The organism is Mycobacterium sp. TH-M106 (assembly GCF_057473765.1).
Map to the genome: position 1 here is coordinate 1 of NZ_JBYCLE010000344.1, position 16,744 is coordinate 16,744.

The 16,744-nt window shown below is 70.4% G+C and carries 16 protein-coding genes and 1 pseudogene; 7 read left to right on the top strand and 10 right to left on the bottom strand.

Annotated features, from left to right (window positions below; translation table 11 throughout):
• Window positions 1-430: glutamine synthetase beta-grasp domain-containing protein (locus tag AC2VOP_RS11780; RefSeq protein WP_486961133.1), on the bottom strand; the 430-nt coding region annotated here is incomplete at its 3' end.
• Between the two features lie 128 nt (window positions 431-558).
• Between AC2VOP_RS11780 and AC2VOP_RS11785 the strand changes: the two genes are divergently transcribed.
• Window positions 559-963 (top strand): RDD family protein, encoded by a 405-nt coding sequence (locus AC2VOP_RS11785; protein WP_486961134.1) that lies wholly within the window; start codon window positions 559-561, stop codon window positions 961-963.
• 8 nt (window positions 964-971) lie between these two features.
• Here AC2VOP_RS11785 and AC2VOP_RS11790 read toward each other — a convergent pair whose 3' ends face one another.
• Entirely contained in the window at window positions 972-1,724 is a 753-nt protein-coding gene (locus AC2VOP_RS11790; RefSeq protein ID WP_486961135.1) for a DUF4191 domain-containing protein, read from the bottom strand.
• Between the two features lie 161 nt (window positions 1,725-1,885).
• Between AC2VOP_RS11790 and AC2VOP_RS11795 the strand changes: the two genes are divergently transcribed.
• Together AC2VOP_RS11795 and AC2VOP_RS11800 are read left to right on the top strand one after the other, a co-directional pair.
• A complete protein-coding gene (locus AC2VOP_RS11795; RefSeq protein ID WP_486961136.1) occupies window positions 1,886-2,128 on the top strand; it encodes a type II toxin-antitoxin system Phd/YefM family antitoxin in 243 nt (80 codons plus the stop codon).
• Window positions 2,125-2,442 (top strand): annotated as a pseudogene (locus tag AC2VOP_RS11800) (PIN domain-containing protein); the annotation flags it as partial. The gene AC2VOP_RS11795 and the pseudogene AC2VOP_RS11800, both read left to right, overlap by 4 nt.
• 139 nt (window positions 2,443-2,581) lie before the next feature.
• On the opposite strand, the gene AC2VOP_RS11805 reads toward AC2VOP_RS11800, so the two are convergent.
• Genes AC2VOP_RS11805 through sucB form a run of 4 tightly spaced genes read right to left on the bottom strand, consistent with a single transcriptional unit; the run spans window position 2,582 to window position 6,900 of the window.
• Entirely contained in the window at window positions 2,582-3,532 is a 951-nt protein-coding gene (locus tag AC2VOP_RS11805) for a lipoyl synthase (RefSeq protein WP_486961137.1), read from the bottom strand.
• On the bottom strand, window positions 3,529-4,224 hold the full coding sequence (lipB, locus tag AC2VOP_RS11810) for a lipoyl(octanoyl) transferase LipB (protein ID WP_486961138.1): 696 nt from the start codon (window positions 4,222-4,224) through the stop codon (window positions 3,529-3,531). Before lipB ends, AC2VOP_RS11805 begins: the two co-directional genes overlap by 4 nt.
• A gap of 2 nt (window positions 4,225-4,226) precedes the next feature.
• Window positions 4,227-5,141, bottom strand: a complete 915-nt coding sequence (locus tag AC2VOP_RS11815) for a TIGR01777 family oxidoreductase (RefSeq protein WP_486961161.1) — start codon at window positions 5,139-5,141, stop codon at window positions 4,227-4,229.
• 10 nt (window positions 5,142-5,151) lie between these two features.
• Complete coding sequence (sucB, locus tag AC2VOP_RS11820; RefSeq protein WP_486961139.1) at window positions 5,152-6,900, bottom strand: 2-oxoglutarate dehydrogenase, E2 component, dihydrolipoamide succinyltransferase; 1,749 nt, start codon at window positions 6,898-6,900, stop codon at window positions 5,152-5,154.
• Between the two features lie 177 nt (window positions 6,901-7,077).
• Here sucB and AC2VOP_RS11825 point away from each other — a divergent pair, with 177 nt between their 5' ends.
• The gene (locus tag AC2VOP_RS11825) at window positions 7,078-7,308 is read left to right on the top strand and encodes a type II toxin-antitoxin system Phd/YefM family antitoxin (RefSeq protein WP_486961140.1); all 231 of its coding nucleotides are present in this window, start codon (window positions 7,078-7,080) and stop codon (window positions 7,306-7,308) included.
• Window positions 7,309-7,334: 26 nt separating this feature from the next.
• Window positions 7,335-7,718, top strand: a complete 384-nt coding sequence (locus tag AC2VOP_RS11830) for a type II toxin-antitoxin system VapC family toxin (RefSeq protein WP_486961141.1) — start codon at window positions 7,335-7,337, stop codon at window positions 7,716-7,718.
• 5 nt (window positions 7,719-7,723) lie between these two features.
• Here the strand turns inward: AC2VOP_RS11830 and AC2VOP_RS11835 are convergent, their stop codons facing one another.
• The 3 genes from AC2VOP_RS11835 to AC2VOP_RS11845 all read right to left on the bottom strand — a co-directional run bounded on the left by AC2VOP_RS11835 (window position 7,724) and on the right by AC2VOP_RS11845 (window position 13,079).
• Window positions 7,724-9,268, bottom strand: coding sequence for a leucyl aminopeptidase (locus tag AC2VOP_RS11835; RefSeq protein WP_486961142.1), 1,545 nt, complete (start codon window positions 9,266-9,268; stop codon window positions 7,724-7,726).
• 72 nt (window positions 9,269-9,340) lie between these two features.
• The gene (locus AC2VOP_RS11840; protein ID WP_486961143.1) at window positions 9,341-10,351 is read right to left on the bottom strand and encodes a hypothetical protein; all 1,011 of its coding nucleotides are present in this window, start codon (window positions 10,349-10,351) and stop codon (window positions 9,341-9,343) included.
• A gap of 40 nt (window positions 10,352-10,391) precedes the next feature.
• The gene (locus AC2VOP_RS11845; RefSeq protein WP_486961144.1) at window positions 10,392-13,079 is read right to left on the bottom strand and encodes a PE family protein; all 2,688 of its coding nucleotides are present in this window, start codon (window positions 13,077-13,079) and stop codon (window positions 10,392-10,394) included.
• 238 nt (window positions 13,080-13,317) lie between these two features.
• On the opposite strand from AC2VOP_RS11845, the gene gcvT reads away from it, so the two are divergent.
• Window positions 13,318-14,430, top strand: a complete 1,113-nt coding sequence (gene gcvT / locus AC2VOP_RS11850; protein ID WP_486961145.1) for a glycine cleavage system aminomethyltransferase GcvT — start codon at window positions 13,318-13,320, stop codon at window positions 14,428-14,430.
• On the opposite strand, the gene AC2VOP_RS11855 is transcribed toward gcvT, so the two are convergent.
• Window positions 14,431-15,525, bottom strand: a complete 1,095-nt coding sequence (locus AC2VOP_RS11855; RefSeq protein WP_486961146.1) for an adenylate/guanylate cyclase domain-containing protein — start codon at window positions 15,523-15,525, stop codon at window positions 14,431-14,433.
• 59 nt (window positions 15,526-15,584) lie between these two features.
• Here AC2VOP_RS11855 and AC2VOP_RS11860 point away from each other — a divergent pair, with 59 nt between their 5' ends.
• The gene (locus AC2VOP_RS11860) at window positions 15,585-16,691 is read left to right on the top strand and encodes a branched-chain amino acid aminotransferase (protein ID WP_486961147.1); all 1,107 of its coding nucleotides are present in this window, start codon (window positions 15,585-15,587) and stop codon (window positions 16,689-16,691) included.
• The last annotated feature ends 53 nt before the right edge of the window (window positions 16,692-16,744 follow it).

A 16,744-nucleotide genomic window follows, 5' to 3' on the forward strand; every position in this document is an offset into this window, starting at 1 on the left:
AGGACACCGAGTCGAAGATGTAGAACTCGGCTTCCGCGCCGAAGTAGGCGGTGTCGGCGATGCCGGCGCTGGCCAGGTAGCTCTCCGCCTTGCGGGCAACGTTACGCGGGTCGCGCGAATACGCTTCGAGCGTGAACGGGTCGTGCACGAAAAAGTTCAGGTTGAGAGTCTTAGCGGCCCTAAACGGGTCGATGAGTGCGGTGTTCGGGTCGGCTAGTAACACCATGTCGGACTCGTGGATGGACTGGAAGCCCCGGATCGAGGAGCCATCGAAGGCCAGCCCGTCTTCGAAAGCGCTCTTGTCGAACGCCGACGCCGGGATGGTGAAATGCTGCAGGACGCCGGGCAGGTCACAAAATCGGACGTCGACATATTCGACGTTCTCGTCGGCGACGAGCTTGAGAATGTCGTCGGCAGTCTTGTTGGTCACAGAAGTGCCCTCCTTCAGTGGTAGCTCAGGCAGACGCTAGTGAGCCGATGTTGCCCCGGCGTCAACCGCTTGTTGCGCCGACGTTACTGCGCACGCCGGTCAGGTCGCGGCCCGCCTATGGTAGGGCCATGGCTCGCATGCTCTCATCGCTGGGCTTGCCGGAACGTGGATCGTGTTCGCTGGCTCCGATGGGGCGCCGGTTGCCGGCGTTGGCCCTCGACTGGTTGGTGGCCTACGGGCTGGCGGCGCTGGGGATGACGTTCGGCTTGGTCACGCCGGCGGCGTTGGCGACGGCGGTGCTGGTGGTCTGGCTGTTGCTCGGTGCCGTCGCCGTGCGCCTGTTCGGGTTCACCCCCGGACAGTTCGCCTGCGGTCTGCGGGTGGCTTCGGTGGATCACCGGATGCACGTCGGCATCGGCCGCGCCGTGCTGCGCGGAACGATGATCGCGCTGGTGATCCCGGCGTTGTTCGTCGACGGCGACGGACGCGGTCTGCAGGACCGGGCCACGCATACCGCGGTGGTGCGACGCTGAGCGGGGGGTTACCGACGGCGCACGGTGCGCTGCACACCGCGCAGCTTGGCACCGGTGGGCAGCGGGCCCTTCGGCGCCGCCGCGCCGCCGGTGCGCGAACCCAGCGCAGTCAATCGGGACTCCAGCGAGTCCATCTGTTTGCCGGTGATGTTGCTCGGCAGCTTGGTCAGGAAACGCTCCAGCTTGGCCAGCGGGACTTCGCCGTCGCCGGTGCCGACCACGACGTCGTAGATCGGGACATCCCCGACCAGCCGTGCGGTGCGTTTCTTCTCCTGGGCCAGCAGTGGTTTGATCCGGGCGGGTGACCCTTCCGCGACGAAGACCACGCCGGGACGCCCGATCACGCGGTGCACGGCGTCGAAGTGCCCGGTGGTGGCCACGCCCGGGGTTACCCGCCACTTGCCCCGCAGATTTTCCAGTGCCCACGCCGCCGCGCCGGCCTGACCCTGAGCCTTGCGGTAGACCGACCGCTGGGCACGGCGCCCGAAGATGACGAACGCCACCAGCGCCCCCAGCACCACGCCGAGCGGGATCATGGTCACCCGGATGAACATGCCGCCCGCCAGCCCCATCGCCACCGAGACACCCACGACCAGCACAAAGGAGCCGATCATGTACGGCAGCAGTCGCCGGTCCTCCTTGCGCTGCAACGCAAATGCCTGCCAGAGCTGCGCGCGGCGGTCCCTGGCAGCGGCCTTGCGGGTGGCTTTTGCCGCCGCTCGGGCGGCCTTGTTCTCGGCTGCGGTGCGCGATCTGGGCATAGCCTCCAAGGATACCCAGCGTTTATCGGTCGCTGATACTTGCTGGCGTTTGGGGTGTGCCGCCCAAGAATTCGGTCAAACGGGGCCTAACGCCTAACGCTGCAGAATCTTTCGCCCGCCCTGGAGTCGCTGCAATCAAGAATTATGCTACGGTGTAGCACATGGAGGTTGGTGTTCGGGATCTGCGGAATCTCACACGCCAGGTGGTCGACGCGGTCAAGGCCGGCGAGCAGGTGACGCTGACGGTCCATGGTGAGCCGGTCGCCGATATTGTCCCGCACCGACGCCGCGTCCGTTGGCTGTCTGGGGAACGTCTGCGAACCGAGTTGGCCGAACGCTCCGCCGACGCAGGTCTCACCGCCGAACTCGATGAACTTTCCGGTCAGACCCTCGATGAGCTGTGACTGAGGCCGAAGTCGGTCTTCTCGACACGTCAGTTTTTATCGCGCGTGAAAGTGGCCGTGCTCTTACGAAACTTCCTGACCGCGTGGCACTTTCCGTCATCACGATCGGCGAACTGCAACTGGGTGTGCTCAATGCGGACGATTCGGCGACCAAAGCACGACGCGCGGACACCCTCGCGCTGGCACGCGCGGCGGATCCCATCCCGGTTGGTGAAGCGGTGATCGTTTCGTGGGCACGTCTCGTTGCGGACTGTCGAGCCGCGGGTGTGCACCGCGCAGTAAAGCTGACAGACGCTTTGATCGCGGCAACCGCGATCGAGCACGGTCTTCCGGTCGTCACACAGGATGCCGACTTCGACCAGATCGCAAGCGCTTGTCCCGCCCTCACCGTGATCAAGGTGTAGACGGACCACGAGGGGGAGTGATCGACGCAGATCGTGGTCCTCGTAGGTGTCAGCCAACACCGCGGTGACCTGCCAGGACAGCCCGCTTCTCCAGGGCCTGCCGGTAGAGCCGCCCGGCCCGATACGACGAGCGCACCAGCGGCCCGGACATCACGCCGGCGAAGCCGAGCTGTTCGGCGTATGCGGCATGGGCGACAAACTCCTCGGGCTTGACCCACCGATCGATCGGATGATGCCGCGGCGACGGTCGCAGATACTGGGTGATGGTGACCAGCTCGGCACCGGCGTCGTAGATCGCGGAGAGCGCATCCCGGACCTCGTCGGGGGTCTCACCCATGCCCAGGATCAGATTGCTCTTGGCCACCAGCCCGAAGTCACGAGCCTGGGTCAACACGTCGAGGCTGCGCGCGTAGTCGAATGCGGGCCGGATCATCCTGAAAATCCGCGGTACGGTTTCGACGTTGTGCGCCAACACTTCCGGGCGGGTTTCGAACACCGTGCGCAGCAACTCCGGAACGCCGTTGAAGTCGGGGATCAGCAGCTCGACACCGGTCGACGGGTTGAGTGCTTTGATGGCGCGCACGGTCTCGGCGTACAGCCAGGCACCCTGGTCGTCCAGGTCGTCTCGGGTGACTCCGGTCACGGTGGAGTAGCGCAGGCCCATTGCCTGCACGCTTTCGGCGACCCGGCGTGGCTCGTCGCGGTCGACGTCGCCGGGCTTGCCGCTCTTGATCAGGCAGAAAGAACAATGGCGGGTGCAGACTTCACCACCGATCAGGAAGGTGGCCTCCCGGTCCTCCCAGCACTCGTAGATGTTGGGACAGCCCGCCTCCTCGCAGACCGTGTGCAGCTTCTCCCGGCGAACCATCCCCTTCAGTTCGGTGTAGTCGGGTCCCATCTTGGCCCGGGTTTTTATCCACGAGGGTTTGCGTTCGATCGGGGTCGCGGCGTTGCGTGCCTCCTGACGGCCCAGCCTGCGGCCTTCTCCGACGACGCTCACCGTGACGATGTTACGCCTGACGCGAAATGTTCACGCACCGGCAGCATTCCGTCCAAAGCATCCACGACCGCCTCGGCCATGGCGGTACGGATGTCATCGACACTGGTCAGGCATGCTAGCTCGGCCGTCAGCGAGGTGACCCCGGCGTCGGTGATCCCACACGGAACGATCGATGCGAACGCGCTGAGGTCACAATCGCAGTTGAGCGCGAACCCGTGCAGGGTGGTCGCCCGTGACACCCGCACCCCGATGGCGGCCACCTTGCGGGCGGGGCGGTGGCCGTCGGGTGGCAGCCATACCCCGGACCTGCCGTCGACGCGAACCGCGTTCAGGCCCAGGCTGTGACAAACGTGAATCAACGATTCCTCAAGACGCCGAACGTAATTGACCACATCGAGCGGTTCGGTGAGACCGATGATGGGATATCCCACCAGTTGTCCGGGTCCGTGCCAGGTGATCTTTCCGCCGCGGTCGGTGTCGACGACCGGGGTGCCGTCCACCGGGCGTTCGTGCGGTTGGGTGCGCCGCCCGGCGGTGTAGACCGGGGGATGTTCCAGCAGCAGTAGGGTGTCCGGGCCGCCGGCCACCCGGGTGTCGGCCAGGTCCCGCTGCAGCTGCCACGCGGCGCGGTAGTCGACCCTGCCTAACTGCCGCACCTCGACCGGTGCGGCACTGGAACGGATGGAGCGCATGGCTACGGCGCGACCCGGCTGGCGGTTGCGTAATCGATGGCCTCGCCGATCGTGTTGTGGCGGAACCGGAAACCGGCGTCCTCGAGTGCGGCCGGAATGGCACGCTGGCCGGCCAGCAAACCCTCGTCGGCGAATTCACCGAGCGCGGCGCGCACCGCGAATCCGGGCAGCATGAGCGGGGTGGGCCGGCCGAGTGCGCGGCCCAGTGCGGCGGTGAATTCGGCGTTGGTCACCGGCGCCGGTCCGGTGAGGTTGACCGGACCGGACAACGTGCTCTGCGATATTGCGAAGCGCAGTGCGGCCACCTCGTCTTCCAAGCTGATCCACGACATGTACTGGCGTCCGCTGCCCAACCGGGCACCCAGGCCGAGGGAGAACAGCAGCCGCAGCCGGCCCAGCGCACCGCCGGCCCGGGCCAGCACCACGCCGCTGCGGGCCAGCACTACGCGGGTGCCGGCCCGCTGGGCGGTCACGGTCGCCGCCTCCCAGTCCTGGCACAGCCGGGCCAGGAAACCGGCGCCGGCGGGATCGGTTTCGTCGACGGCCCGAGCGCCGGTGTGCCCGTAGTAACCGACCGCGCTGGCGTTGACCAGCACCGGCACCCCGGCATCGGCAACACCGGCGGACAGCACCTCGGTCGGCGTGATGCGGCTGTCGCGCAAGCTCTGTTTGAACGCCCCGGACCAGCGCCGACGGCCGATGTTGATGCCGCACAGATTGACCACGGCATCGACTCCGCGCAACGCATCGGCGTCGAAGACGCCGCCTTCGGGGTCCCAGTACAGTTCGCCGGGATTGGCGACGGGCCGGCGTACGATCCGCAGGACGTGCTGGTCGGCCGCGCGCAGCGCCGACACCAGGGCAGAGCCGATCAGCCCGGACGAGCCGGCGATCGCGATCACCGCAGTGGAGGAGATGGCCACTGGCTCACAGCCCCAGGTCGGCCTCGAACGCGCCTTCTTCGAGCCGGTTCTTGACTGTGGTGAGGAACCGTCCGGCGTCGGCGCCGTCGATCAGCCGGTGGTCATAGGTCAGCGGCAAGAAACACACCGAACGCACTCCGATGGACTCGTTGCCGCCGTCGTCGACGATGACCCGCGGTCGTTTGACGATGGCACCGGTGCCCAGCAGGGCGGCCTGCGGAGGCACCAGGATCGGGGTGTCGAGCAACGCTCCCTGGCTGCCGATGTTGGTGATGGTGAAGGTGCCGCCGGATAGTTCGTCGGGCTTGAGGTCGCCGGAGCGCGCCCGGGCAGCGACGTCGGCGATAGCGCGGGCCAGGCCGGTCAGCGACAGGTCACCGGCGTTGTGGATCACCGGCGACAACAGCCCCTGCCCGGTGTCGACCGCGATGCCGAGATGCTCGGCGTCGTAGTAGGTGATCTCGCCCGCGCCTTCGTCGTAGCTGGCGTTGATGTTGGGATGGATCTTGAGCGCGTCGAGCACCGCGCGGGCGATGAACGGCAGGTAGGTCAGGTGCACGCCTTCGCGCTCGGCGAAGTCGTCTTTGGCCGCCGCCCGCAGCGCCACGATTCTGGTCATGTCGACCTCGTGGGTCTGCGTGAGCTGAGCGGTGGCCTGCAGGGATTCCCGGGTCTTTGTGGCGGTGATCTGCCGGATCCGGGTGGCCTTGGCGGTGGTGCCGCGCAGGTGTGTCAGCGCGGAGACCGGCGCGGGTGCCGACGGTGGCGCAGCGGCCGGCTGTCCGGCCGGAGCGGCGGGAGCGGGCGGTGCCTTTTTCGCCTCAGCGGCGGCGAGCACGTCCTGCTTGCGAATGCGCCCGCCGACCCCGGTTCCGGTCACCTGGCTGAGGTCGACGCTCTGTTCGGCAGCCAGCTTCCGCACCAGCGGCGTGACGTACGGCGCAGCCTGGGCAGCGCGGGGCGGCTGGGCAGCTTGCGTGGGCTGGGGGGTCTGCGCCGGTGTCGGCGTGGGTGCCGGTGGCGGTGCCGGTGCCGGCGCGGGTTCGGGTTGTGGTGTCGGTGGCGGTGCCGGTGCGGGTTCGGGTGGCGGTGCGGGTGCGGGTGCTGGCTCGGGTTCGAGAGCCGTCCTGGCACCCACTCTGGCCAGTTCGCCGCCGACCTGCACGGTGGCGTCCTCCTCGGCGGCGATGGACAGCAGCGTGCCGGCCACCGGCGACGGGATTTCGGTGTCCACCTTGTCGGTGGAGACCTCCACCAGCGGCTCGTCGACAGCCACCGTGTCGCCGACCTTCTTCAGCCAGCGCGTCACCGTGCCTTCGGTCACCGATTCGCCCAACTCGGGCAGCAGCACCGGGGTCGAGGTGCCGCCGGCGGCGACGGACGCCGGAGCCGCCGGTTCCGGCGTTGGCGCCGCAGGTTCGGCAGCCGGTTTCGGCTCGGGCCGGGTTTCCGGCCGCGGTTCCGGTTGTGGTTCCGGTTGCGGGGCCGACTGTTGCTCGGCAGCCGGGGTGTCGCCGGCCTGGCTGATCACCGCGAGCTCCCCACCGACTTCGACGGTGTCGTCCTCGCGGGCAACGATCTTGGTCAGCACGCCGGCGAACGGTGACGGGATCTCGGTGTCGACCTTGTCGGTGGAGACCTCCAGCAGCGGTTCGTCCTCCTCGACGGTGTCGCCCTCCTTCTTGAGCCAGCGGGTGACGGTTCCCTCGGTGACGCTCTCACCGAGTGCCGGCATCTTCACTGAGAACGTCATCGTCGTTGACTCCTCGATCGGTCGGGGGGCAGCCAGGGTCCGCCCTCTGGCTTACCACAGCGCAGCGCGGAGTGATGAAACCATCCCGACTGACCTGTCATCGGGCGGCTTGTGGAATGTCCCGATGCGCTCCGTAGCCAGTTAGTCCGACTAGACTAAGTCGGCTATGCTGTTGACATGCGGACCGTCAACATCCACGACGCGAAAACCCACCTCTCCCATTTGCTCGCCCGCGTCGAGAACGGAGAGACGATCACCATCGCCCGCGCCGGCAAGCCGGTTGCCGACCTCGTTCGGCACGTGCGCTCCGATGTGGCCTTCGGCGAACTCGCCGGTCGCCTCCGCTACGACACCGATCACTTCGACGACACCAACAGCGATCTCAACGTGATGTTCGGCATCGAATGAGTGTGTATGAGTGCGTATGAGTGCCCATGAACGGCCACTTGCTCGACACCCACGTCGTACTCTGGCTGCTCGACAACAGCCCGCGGCTGGGCATTCGGGCGCGAGATCGGATCGCGGGAAGCACAGTGGTGTTCGTGTCTGCTGCGAGCACCTGGGAGCTCGCCATCAAGGCGGCTGTCGGAAAGGTCACGCTCCCCGACGATTTCGACGATGCGATCCACCGATCCGCCCTTCGTGACCTGCCCGTCATCCGTCAGCACACTCTGGCGTCTGATCTCACGGCACTGCCTCACCGGGATCCCTTCGACGCAATTCTGGTAGCCCAGGCGAAGCTGGAGCGGCTGACGCTGCTCACCGCCGACGCGAAGTTGCTGAAGGCGCTGCCCGACGCCGTCGATGCCAGGATCTGACCGGGCTAGCCGTTTTGGGAGATGTCTTCCAGCACGGCGAACATGGTGCGGGTGGGCACCCCGGTGCCGCCCTTAGGGGTGTAGCCCCAAGGGCTGGATGTGTTGTAGGCGGGGCCGGCCACGTCGATGTGCGCCCAAGGCAGGCCGTCGGCGACGAACTCGCGCAGGTAGACCCCGGCGACCAGCATGCCGGCGGTTCGCTGGCCGGTGACGTTGGCCAGGTCGGCCACCGTCGACTTGAGATCGTCTTTGAGCTCGTCGGGCAGCGGCATCGGCCAGCCGTTCTCGCCGACGGCCTGCGAGATGGCCGCCACCCGGTCCCGGAACTCGTCGCTGCCCATCACCCCGGGGGTGCGATTGCCCAGCGCCACCGTCTGCGCACCGGTCAGCGTCGATGTCTCGATCAGGTAGTCGGGGTTGTCCTCGCAGGCCCGTACGATCGCGTCGGCCAGAATCAGCCGGCCCTCGGCGTCGGTGTTGAGCACCTCGACGGTGGCGCCGCCGTACTGGGTGAGCACGTCGCCGGGACGCTGCGCGGTGCCCGACGGCATGTTCTCGGCCATCGGCACGGTGGCGATCACGTCGATCGGCAGTGCCCGGCGGGCGGCCAGCACCACGGTGGCGATCACCGCGGCGGCACCGCCCATATCAGAGGTCATGTGGTGCATCGACGCTGCCGGTTTGATCGAGATGCCGCCAGTGTCGAAGGTGACCCCCTTGCCGACCAGTGCGACTTTCTTGGTTTTCTTGGTGCGCTTTCCGGTCGCGCGGTGGGTCAACCGCACCAGCCGTGGCGGGCGCGACGACCCCTGGCCGACACCGACCACGCCGCCGTAGCCGGCCTTGGTCAGCGCCACGTCGTCGAGCACCTCGACGTGCAGCCCCGCTGCCTCACCCAAAGCCTTTGCCCTCTTGGCGAATTCGTCTGGATACAGATGACTTGGGGGAGTGTTGACGAGATCGCGTGCGGTGCCCACGGCGGTGGCGACGTCAACCGCATGCGCGACCTGTGCCTTGGCGTCGCGGGCGGTGGACAATGCGGTGATGACGGCCAAGCCGGGCTCTTTCGGAGCGGTCCTGTCGCTGCGGAAGGCGGTGAACCGGTAGCCGCCCAGGATCAGTCCCTCGATGCTGGCGGCGAGGACACCGTCTCCGGGCAGCCCGCCCAGCGCGGTGACCACCGCCTCGGTGCCGTTCAGCGAGCGCGCCGCCGCCCCGGCGGCCCGGCGGATCACCTCGGCCGGCCACTCGTCGCGCGGCTTGCCCAGGCCGACCGTCAGCACGCTGGCCACCGGCAGCGATGGCACCACCAGCCGATGCACCTGCTCGGCGGTGCCCTTGGCGTTCAGTGCGCACAGCCCGGCTGCGATCTCGGCGACTCCGGCGGCTCCGGCGGCACCGGCATCGGGCAGCGGCGGTTCCACGGTGGCGACGGTCGCGTCGTCGTCCGGGCCGCTGACCACCGGCACGATCAGGACTGCCTTGGCGGCGCTCCGCTTCGGTAGCGAGGTTGTGACGCTGACGGCCGGGGGAGAGTATCCAGTGCTCACGAGCACTCACCCTAACGATTCGGGTCAGGCTCAACTTGGCCCGGCGTCGGCCTGAGCGGGGCGCCCTCCCGGTTACCCGTGGTCTTGGCCCGGGGTGCCGGGCGTGCCGGGGGTGCCGTCGGCGCCGCCGTCCCCGCCGGAACTCCCGGCGCCGCCGGACTGGCCGTTGCTGCCGTCGCCGCCGTCGCCGCCGGCACCGCCGCTGCCGTCGCCGTTGGGGCCGGGGTATCCGCCGTCGCCGCCGGACCCTCCATCGCCACCGGTACCGAGGTTGCCGACACCGCCATTCCCGCCGGCCCCGCCAGCGCTGCCGATGTCGGCGTAGCCGTCCCCGCCGTCCCCGCCGTTCCCGCCGTAGCCACCGCGGCCGAATCCGGCGGCGGTGCCGATACCGGCGCCCCCGTCGCCGCCGTCGCCACCGACACCGCCGACGCCGCCGACACCAATGCCCGTGCCGCCGGTGCCGCCGTCCCCGCCGCCCCCACCGAGGCCTCCGCGGAGGGGGAAGGGGTCCCGCGGGTTGCTGCTGCGCAGCGCACCGGTGCCGCTCCCGCCGTCGCCGCCGTTCCCGCCGGCACCGCCGGTGCCGCCAGCGTGGCCAACACCGCCGCCACCGCCGCCGCCGGGTCCGTTGCTGAAACCGCTGCCGCTCGCTCCGCCCGCGCCGCCGGCACCGCCCTGACCGCCGCCGTCGGCGCCGCCGTGACCGCCGGTGGCCCCGGTTCCGCTGGCCAGCAGGCCCTGCCCACCGCCGCCGCCGGTGCCGCCGGTTGCCCCACTGGCGCCGCCGGTGCCGTCACCGCCGTCGCCACCGGTGCCGCCGTCACCGCCAACGCCACCACCACCACCGGTGGCGCCGTAGCCGCCCTGGCCGGCGGCGTAACCCACACCGGTGCCGTCACCGCCGTCGCCGCCCTGGCCGCCGGCACCGCCGTTGCCGATGTTGTCCGATGGGATGGGCGACAGCACCCTAGTACCGAAGCCACCGTAGCCGCCAGGTCCGCCGTCGCCACCGTTGCCTGAGGTGGTGCCGCCGTCACCGCCGTCACCGCCGTCACCGCCGTGCGCTACTGCAATCCCCACCGGATTCGTCGCGGACTACTTAGCTGAGTCGCCGCCGATGTCACCCGTTTTCGCCGGGGGTGCCGGGTGTGCCGTCACTGCCGCCGGGCCCGCCGTTGCCGCCGGCGATGCCGTGACCGCCGTCGGTGACGCTGCCTCCGTCGCCGCCGCGGCCGCCGGGACCGCCGGGGCCGCTGGCCGAGCCGTTGCCGCCGTCGCCTCCGTTGCCGCCGTTGCCGCCGGTGCCGGCATTGGTGATCGCGCCGCCGGTTCCGCCGTTGCCGCCCGCGCCGCCGCTGTTGCCGGCGCCGCCGTGGCCGCCGGCGCCCCCGGTGCCGCCGTTGCCGCTGAAGCCGGCGGTGCTGGGGCCGCCGGCGGATTCAGTGACAGTGACAGCGCCGCCGGTGCCACCGTTGCCCCCGTGGCCGCCGTCGCCGCCGGCGCCGGTGCCGCCCGCGCCGCCGTCGCCGCCGGGCCCGCCGACGTTGACGCTGCGGGTGTTGATGAAGCCGCCGCCGCCGCCACCGCCGCCGCCGCCACCACCGGCGGCACCGTCGGTGCCGTTGCCGCCGGTCCCGCCGTTGCCGCCGGCGCCACCGTTGATGTTGCCGCCGGTGCCGCCGTTGCCGCCGGTGCCGCCGAGATAGCCGGTGCCGTCGCCGCTGCCGCCGTCGCCGCCCGCGCCGCCGGCTCCGAGCGCGCCGCCCGCCCCGCCGTCGCCGCCGTTGCCGCCGGTGCCGTCGGTCGTGGCGTCCCCGCCGTCGCCGCCCTTGCCGCCGTCACCGATCGCCGCACCGTTGCCGCCGTTGCCGCCGGCCCCGCCGCCGGCGTCCGCGGCACCGTCGCCGCCGTTGCCGCCCGCACCGCCGTCGTCGTTCGCCTTGGCGTCGCCGCCGCCGCCGCCGGCGCCGCCGGTGTGGCCGGTGCCGCTGGCGGTGCCGCCGTTGCCGCCGGCCCCGCCGTAGCCGATACTGGCACCGCCGTCACCGCCGTTGCCGCCGGCCCCGCCGTCACCATCGGCGGCGTCGCCGCCGTTGCCCCCGGCCCCGCCGTTGCCCGTCGATACACCCGAGCCGCCGGCACCGCCGGTCCCCCCGTTGCCCATCGCTGTGGCGTCACCGCCGCGGCCGCCGGTGCCGCCGTCGCCGCTGGTCCCGGCCTGGCCGCCCGAGCCGCCATTGCCGCCGCCGGTTGCGCCGGTGCCGCCGGTCCCGCCGTCGCCGCCGTCGCCGTGGATCGATCCGCCGGCCCCGCCGTCGCCGCCGTTGCCCCCGTCACCGCCGGTGGCACCGCCGCCGTCGCCACCGTCGCCGCCGTTGCCGTAGTCGCCACCGTCGCCGCCGGCGCCCCCGTTACCGCCTGCGGTGCCCGCGGCGGTGGCGCTGAAGCCGTCGCCGCCGTTCCCGCCGTTCCCGCCGACGAGGATCGACCTGCCCGCGGCGCCGTCCAAGCCGGCGGTGCCACCGGTGCCGCCGGTGCCGACCGCTCCGCCGGCACCGCCGAGACCGGCTTCACCGAGGTTGCCGCCGGTGCCGCCGTTGCCGCCGTCGGGGTGCGAGACGCTGCCGGCGGCGCCGTTGCCGCCGGTGCCGCCCTCGGCACTGTTGCCGCCGCTGCCGCCGTTGCCGCCGTCGCCGTTGGCGCTCTTGCCGACCAGGAAGCCGCTTCGACCGGCATCACCACCGTTGCCGCCGGCGCCGCCATGACCGCCCTCGCCGCCGTTGCCCCCGTCACCGCCTGCCGCGCCGGCGACGATGGCGTCGCTGCCGTCGCCGCCGGCACCGCCGTTGCCGCCGTCGCCGCCGACACCGCCGGTTCCGCCGGCGCCTGCGGCGCCGAAGAAGAACCCGCCGTTGCCGCCCGCACCGCCGTTGCCGGCGTCGCCGCCGTTGCCGCCAGCACCGCCGTCCTGGCCGGCGCCTCCGGCACCGCCGGCAATGCCATCCTGGCCCGCGCCGCCGTTGCCACCATCGCCGCCGGCGCCGCCGCTGCCGAAGAACAGCCCGCCCTTGCCGCCGGCACCACCGTTGCCGCCGGCACCACCGTCGGGATGCGTCGCGGTGCCAGCACCGCCGTCGCCCCCGTTACCGCCAGCGCCGCCGTGACCGAAGAAGAACCCGCCGTTGCCGCCCGCGCCGCCGGCGCCGCCGTCGCCGCCGAACTGACCGGCATGACCGTCGGTGCCGTTGCCGCCGTTACCGAACAGCGTCGCCGCGCTGCCGCCTTCGCCGGGTGCGCCGTTGACAGGGGCTGGATCGTTAGCAGGATCGGCTGTCGTTGCCAAGGCGTTGACGCCGGACCCGGCGCCGCTAGGGCTGCCGGCGTTGCCGCCGTTGCCGATCAACCACCCGGCATCCCCGCCGTCGCCGCTGTAGCCGTAGCCGTTGCCGCCGTCGCCGAACAGCAGACCGCCGGCGCCGCCATCCGGATGAGCAGCCGTTCCGGGGGCGCCGTTGCCGATCAGGTACTGCCCGGTCACGGTGTTGATGAGGCCGTCCACCTGCGCGCCGAACGGGCTGTGAATCCAGTCCTCCATGCCGGTGTACAGCGGCAGGTAGACCAGCTGGTCGAACAGCTCGTCGCCGGCGCTGCCCACGTCGGCGACGTCGATGGAGTTGATGAAAAGGTCGAGGATGTCGCCGCGCGCAACCGGCGCGAGGGCCGACGACGCCAGCCCGTACGCGACGAACGCCGCGGCAGCGGTGCCCAGGCCCGCCACTTTACGGCGGGCCGCTGTGCGTCGAGCCATCTGTCTGCCCCTCCCTGCGCTCAGAACGCAACGCTAACAACGCAAGTGCAGTCGAAAGACCGTGAGCAAGGGTATTCACGAGGTACTTCAATGTAATCCCTGCCTGGCGATGTTCGTGGTAGAACACGCCAGCCGGGTGGCATCGGGGGATGCGCTGGGTCTGCCGTTGCGATCGGTTGCCGCGTCGGAGAACCCCGGACCGGCGGGGCGGCCGGAGGCGAGATTAGGGTGAATTGCCGTGAGCCATGCCAGCACCACAGCGGGCCTGCAGCACGGACCGTTAGAAGAGCGGCACCGCACGTTGGGCGCCGCGTTCGCCGAGTTCGGCGGCTGGCTGATGCCGGTCTCGTATGCGGGCACCGTCGCCGAGCACACCGCGACCCGAGACGCGGTCGGCCTGTTCGATGTCAGCCATCTCGGCAAGGCCACCGTGCGCGGGCCAGGCGCCGCGGCGTTCGTCAACTCGTGCCTCACCAACGACCTGGGCCGGATCGCCCCGGGCCAGGCTCAATACACACTGTGCTGCACCCAATCCGGCGGTGTCGTCGACGACCTGATCGCCTACTTCGTCGCCGACGACGAGATTTTCCTGGTGCCCAACGCGGCCAACACCGCCGCGGTAGTGGCCGCCCTGCGGGCGGCGGCGCCAGCCGGGCTGACCATCACCGACGAGCACCGCTCGCGTGCGGTGTTGGCGGTGCAGGGACCGCGGTCGACCGAAGTGCTTGCGGCGCTGGGACTGCCGACCGGCATGGACTACATGGCCTACACCGATGCGACGTTTCATCGGGTGCCGGTGCGGGTGTGCCGGTCCGGCTACACCGGTGAGCACGGCTACGAGCTGCTGCCGCCGTGGGAGTCGGCGGCGGTGGTGTTCGATGCGCTGGTGACCGCCGTCGCCGATGTCGGCGGGCAGCTGGCCGGTCTCGGGGCGCGGGACACGCTGCGCACCGAGATGGGTTATCCGTTGCACGGTCACGAGCTGTCGCCCGACATCTCGCCGCTGCAGGCCCGCTGCGGCTGGGCGGTCGGCTGGAAGAAGCACGCCTTCTTCGGCCGCGACGCACTGCTGGCGGAGAAGGCGGCCGGACCGCGGCGGCTGCTGCGCGGGCTGCGTGCGCTCGGACCGGGCGTGCTGCGGCCCGGGCTGACGGTCCTCGACGGTGACCGGAAAGTCGGGGTCACCACGTCGGGAACATTCTCGCCGACGCTGAAAGCGGGCATCGCGCTGGCGCTGATCGACACCGACGCCGACGTTGCCGACGGCGCGCACCTCACCGTCGACGTGCGGGGTCGCACCTTGGAGTGTGAGGTGGCAAAACCGCCGTTCGTGACGGCGAAAACCCGATAGTCACCTGGCGGTGGGACTCAACTCGTACGGCGTGACCGGCGCGTCGAAACCCTTGAGCATCAATGGGGCCTGGGCGGTAACGGGCCAGTCGGGCAGATTCTCGACGACATCGGCTGCGGCAAGGATCTGCCCGGGCTGCGCGGCGGCGACCAGTCGAGCGGCCAGATTTACCGGATTGCCGAAGTAATCGCCGTTGATCATCAGCACCTCGCCGCAGGCAAGACCGGCGTGAACCTGCAGACCGGCTGCGCGTGCTTTCGGGTGGTTGACGAGGTCGACGGCGGCCTCGGCCAGTAGTTCGGCCGTCGAACTCACCCACATCACGGCGTCGCCGATGAACTTGACCACCCGCCCGCCGTCGGCGTGCACCACGTCGGTAACGGTGGCAATGAAGTCGTTGAGCAGCGCCGACAACTCCGCCGGGGTGAGCAGCTGGGTCAGTGCGGTGAAGCCGGACAAATCCGTGAATCCGACGCCGCACACCACGCTCGCCGACGGGCCCCCGCCGAGCCCCTCGAGGAACGTTCGGGCGCTGACCAGGTGGTGGCGGTGGACAGCGTCGATCATCGCTCCGATGCGGGGGATGAACGCCGTGGTGGCGCGCCAAGCCCGCGCGGTGGCGCGTTCGTCGTGGGTACGGCCGAGCCACACGTCGGGCTGACCGATCCGGATCATCGACGACTCGGCCTCGGCCAGCCGGGCCAGCGTCGCGCCGAGCACCCGCAGGAAACTGTCGACGTGGTCGCCGAAATGCGCTCGCATCGCGATCCAGGTCGAAAGCGCGTCCACATCGGCCTGGCTCAACGCCGGGTTGTCGAGACTGGCGACGCTCAAGCCCAGCATGGCCCAGGCGCGCTGGACTTCCTCGACCGAAACATCGAGCGCGGCGGCGGCGCTGGCCAGGCTGTAGACCGGCGGCCCCGACCATCCCTGGGCGTCACCGGCCAGCCCGAACAACCGGCCGCGGCGTTCGGCCGCGACCATCTCGTCGGCGCTGAAGCCGAGACCGGTCAGATACTCGATCAGACCGCCTCGGTCGCGCGCATTGGCGATTCCGGCGGCCTGAAGCGCCTCGAAGTCCGGGGCATCGGCCACCAGCCAAGTGTGCCAGCCACGGGCCTGGTACGGCCGAGGTGCCGGTCTACAATCGCTGAATGGAAACCGGCGTCCCCGAGTTCACCGTGGCGGTCACCGCGAATCCGACCGCCGTCGGGGTGCGCGAATCGATCTTGGCCGACCCGGGTTTCGGGAAATACCACACCGATCACCTGGTGTCGATCGACTATACCGACGGCGTGGGTTGGCACGATGCGCGGGTGATCCCGTACGGGCCGGTCGAGCTGGATCCGTCGGCGGTGGTGCTGCACTACGCGCAGGAGGTGTTCGAGGGGCTGAAGGCCTACCGGTGGGCGGACGGCTCGATCGTGTCGTTTCGCCCGGAGGCCAACGCCGCGCGGCTGCGCTCGTCGGCCCGCCGGCTGGCCATCCCGGAACTGCCCGAGGAGCTGTTTCTCGAGTCGCTGCGGCAGCTGATCGGCGTGGACGCCGCCTGGGTGCCGGCTGCCGGCGGCGAGGAGTCGCTGTACCTGCGGCCGTTCGTCTTCGCCACCGAGCCGGCGCTGGGGGTGCGCCCGTCCGCCGAGTATCGGTATCTGGTGATAGCGTCGCCGGCCGGCGCCTATTTCAAGGGCGGGGTCAAGCCGGTCAGCGTCTGGCTGTCGACCGAGTACGTCCGGGCCTGCCCGGGCGGCACCGGCGCGGTCAAGTTCGGCGGCAACTATGCGGCGTCGCTGGTCGCGCAGGCGGAGGCGGCGGCCAACGGCTGCGACCAGGTGGTGTGGCTGGATGCTGCGGAACGCCGCTACGTTGAAGAGATGGGCGGGATGAACCTGTTCTTCGTGTTCGGCGGCGGCGGGTCGGCGCGGCTGGTCACCCCGGAGCTGTCCGGGTCACTGTTGCCCGGCATCACCCGGGATTCGTTGCTGCAGTTGGCTGCCGACGCGGGGTTCGCGGTCGAGGAACGCAAGATCGATGTCGACGAGTGGCAGAAGAAAGCCGCCGCCGGTGAGATCACCGAGGTGTTCGCCTGCGGCACCGCTGCCGTGATCACCCCGGTGTCGCAGGTCAGATACGGCGACGGGGAATTCGGCATCGCCGACGGGAATCCCGGTGAGGTGACGATGGCGCTGCGCGACACGCTGACCGGGATCCAGCGCGGCACCTTCGCCGACACCCACGGCTGGATGACTCGGCTGGGCTAAGTCGGCACGTCGCTGCGTGTGGCACAGGAAGTCGTCGAGCCAGCTCCCGCCGG

Bases quoted from the DNA above. Each gene is read 5' to 3' on its own strand.
- AC2VOP_RS11785 (WP_486961134.1), top strand. From the start codon at position 559: ATGGCTCGCATGCTCTCATCGCTGGGCTTGCCGGAACGTGGATCGTGT.
- AC2VOP_RS11790 (WP_486961135.1), bottom strand. From the start codon at position 1,724: ATGCCCAGATCGCGCACCGCAGCCGAGAACAAGGCCGCCCGAGCGGCG.
- AC2VOP_RS11795 (WP_486961136.1), top strand. From the start codon at position 1,886: ATGGAGGTTGGTGTTCGGGATCTGCGGAATCTCACACGCCAGGTGGTC.
- lipB (WP_486961138.1), bottom strand. From the start codon at position 4,224: ATGCGCTCCATCCGTTCCAGTGCCGCACCGGTCGAGGTGCGGCAGTTA.
- sucB (WP_486961139.1), bottom strand. From the start codon at position 6,900: ATGACGTTCTCAGTGAAGATGCCGGCACTCGGTGAGAGCGTCACCGAG.
- AC2VOP_RS11825 (WP_486961140.1), top strand. From the start codon at position 7,078: ATGCGGACCGTCAACATCCACGACGCGAAAACCCACCTCTCCCATTTG.
- AC2VOP_RS11830 (WP_486961141.1), top strand. From the start codon at position 7,335: ATGAACGGCCACTTGCTCGACACCCACGTCGTACTCTGGCTGCTCGAC.
- AC2VOP_RS11845 (WP_486961144.1), bottom strand. From the start codon at position 13,079: ATGGCTCGACGCACAGCGGCCCGCCGTAAAGTGGCGGGCCTGGGCACC.
- AC2VOP_RS11860 (WP_486961147.1), top strand. From the start codon at position 15,585: ATGGAAACCGGCGTCCCCGAGTTCACCGTGGCGGTCACCGCGAATCCG.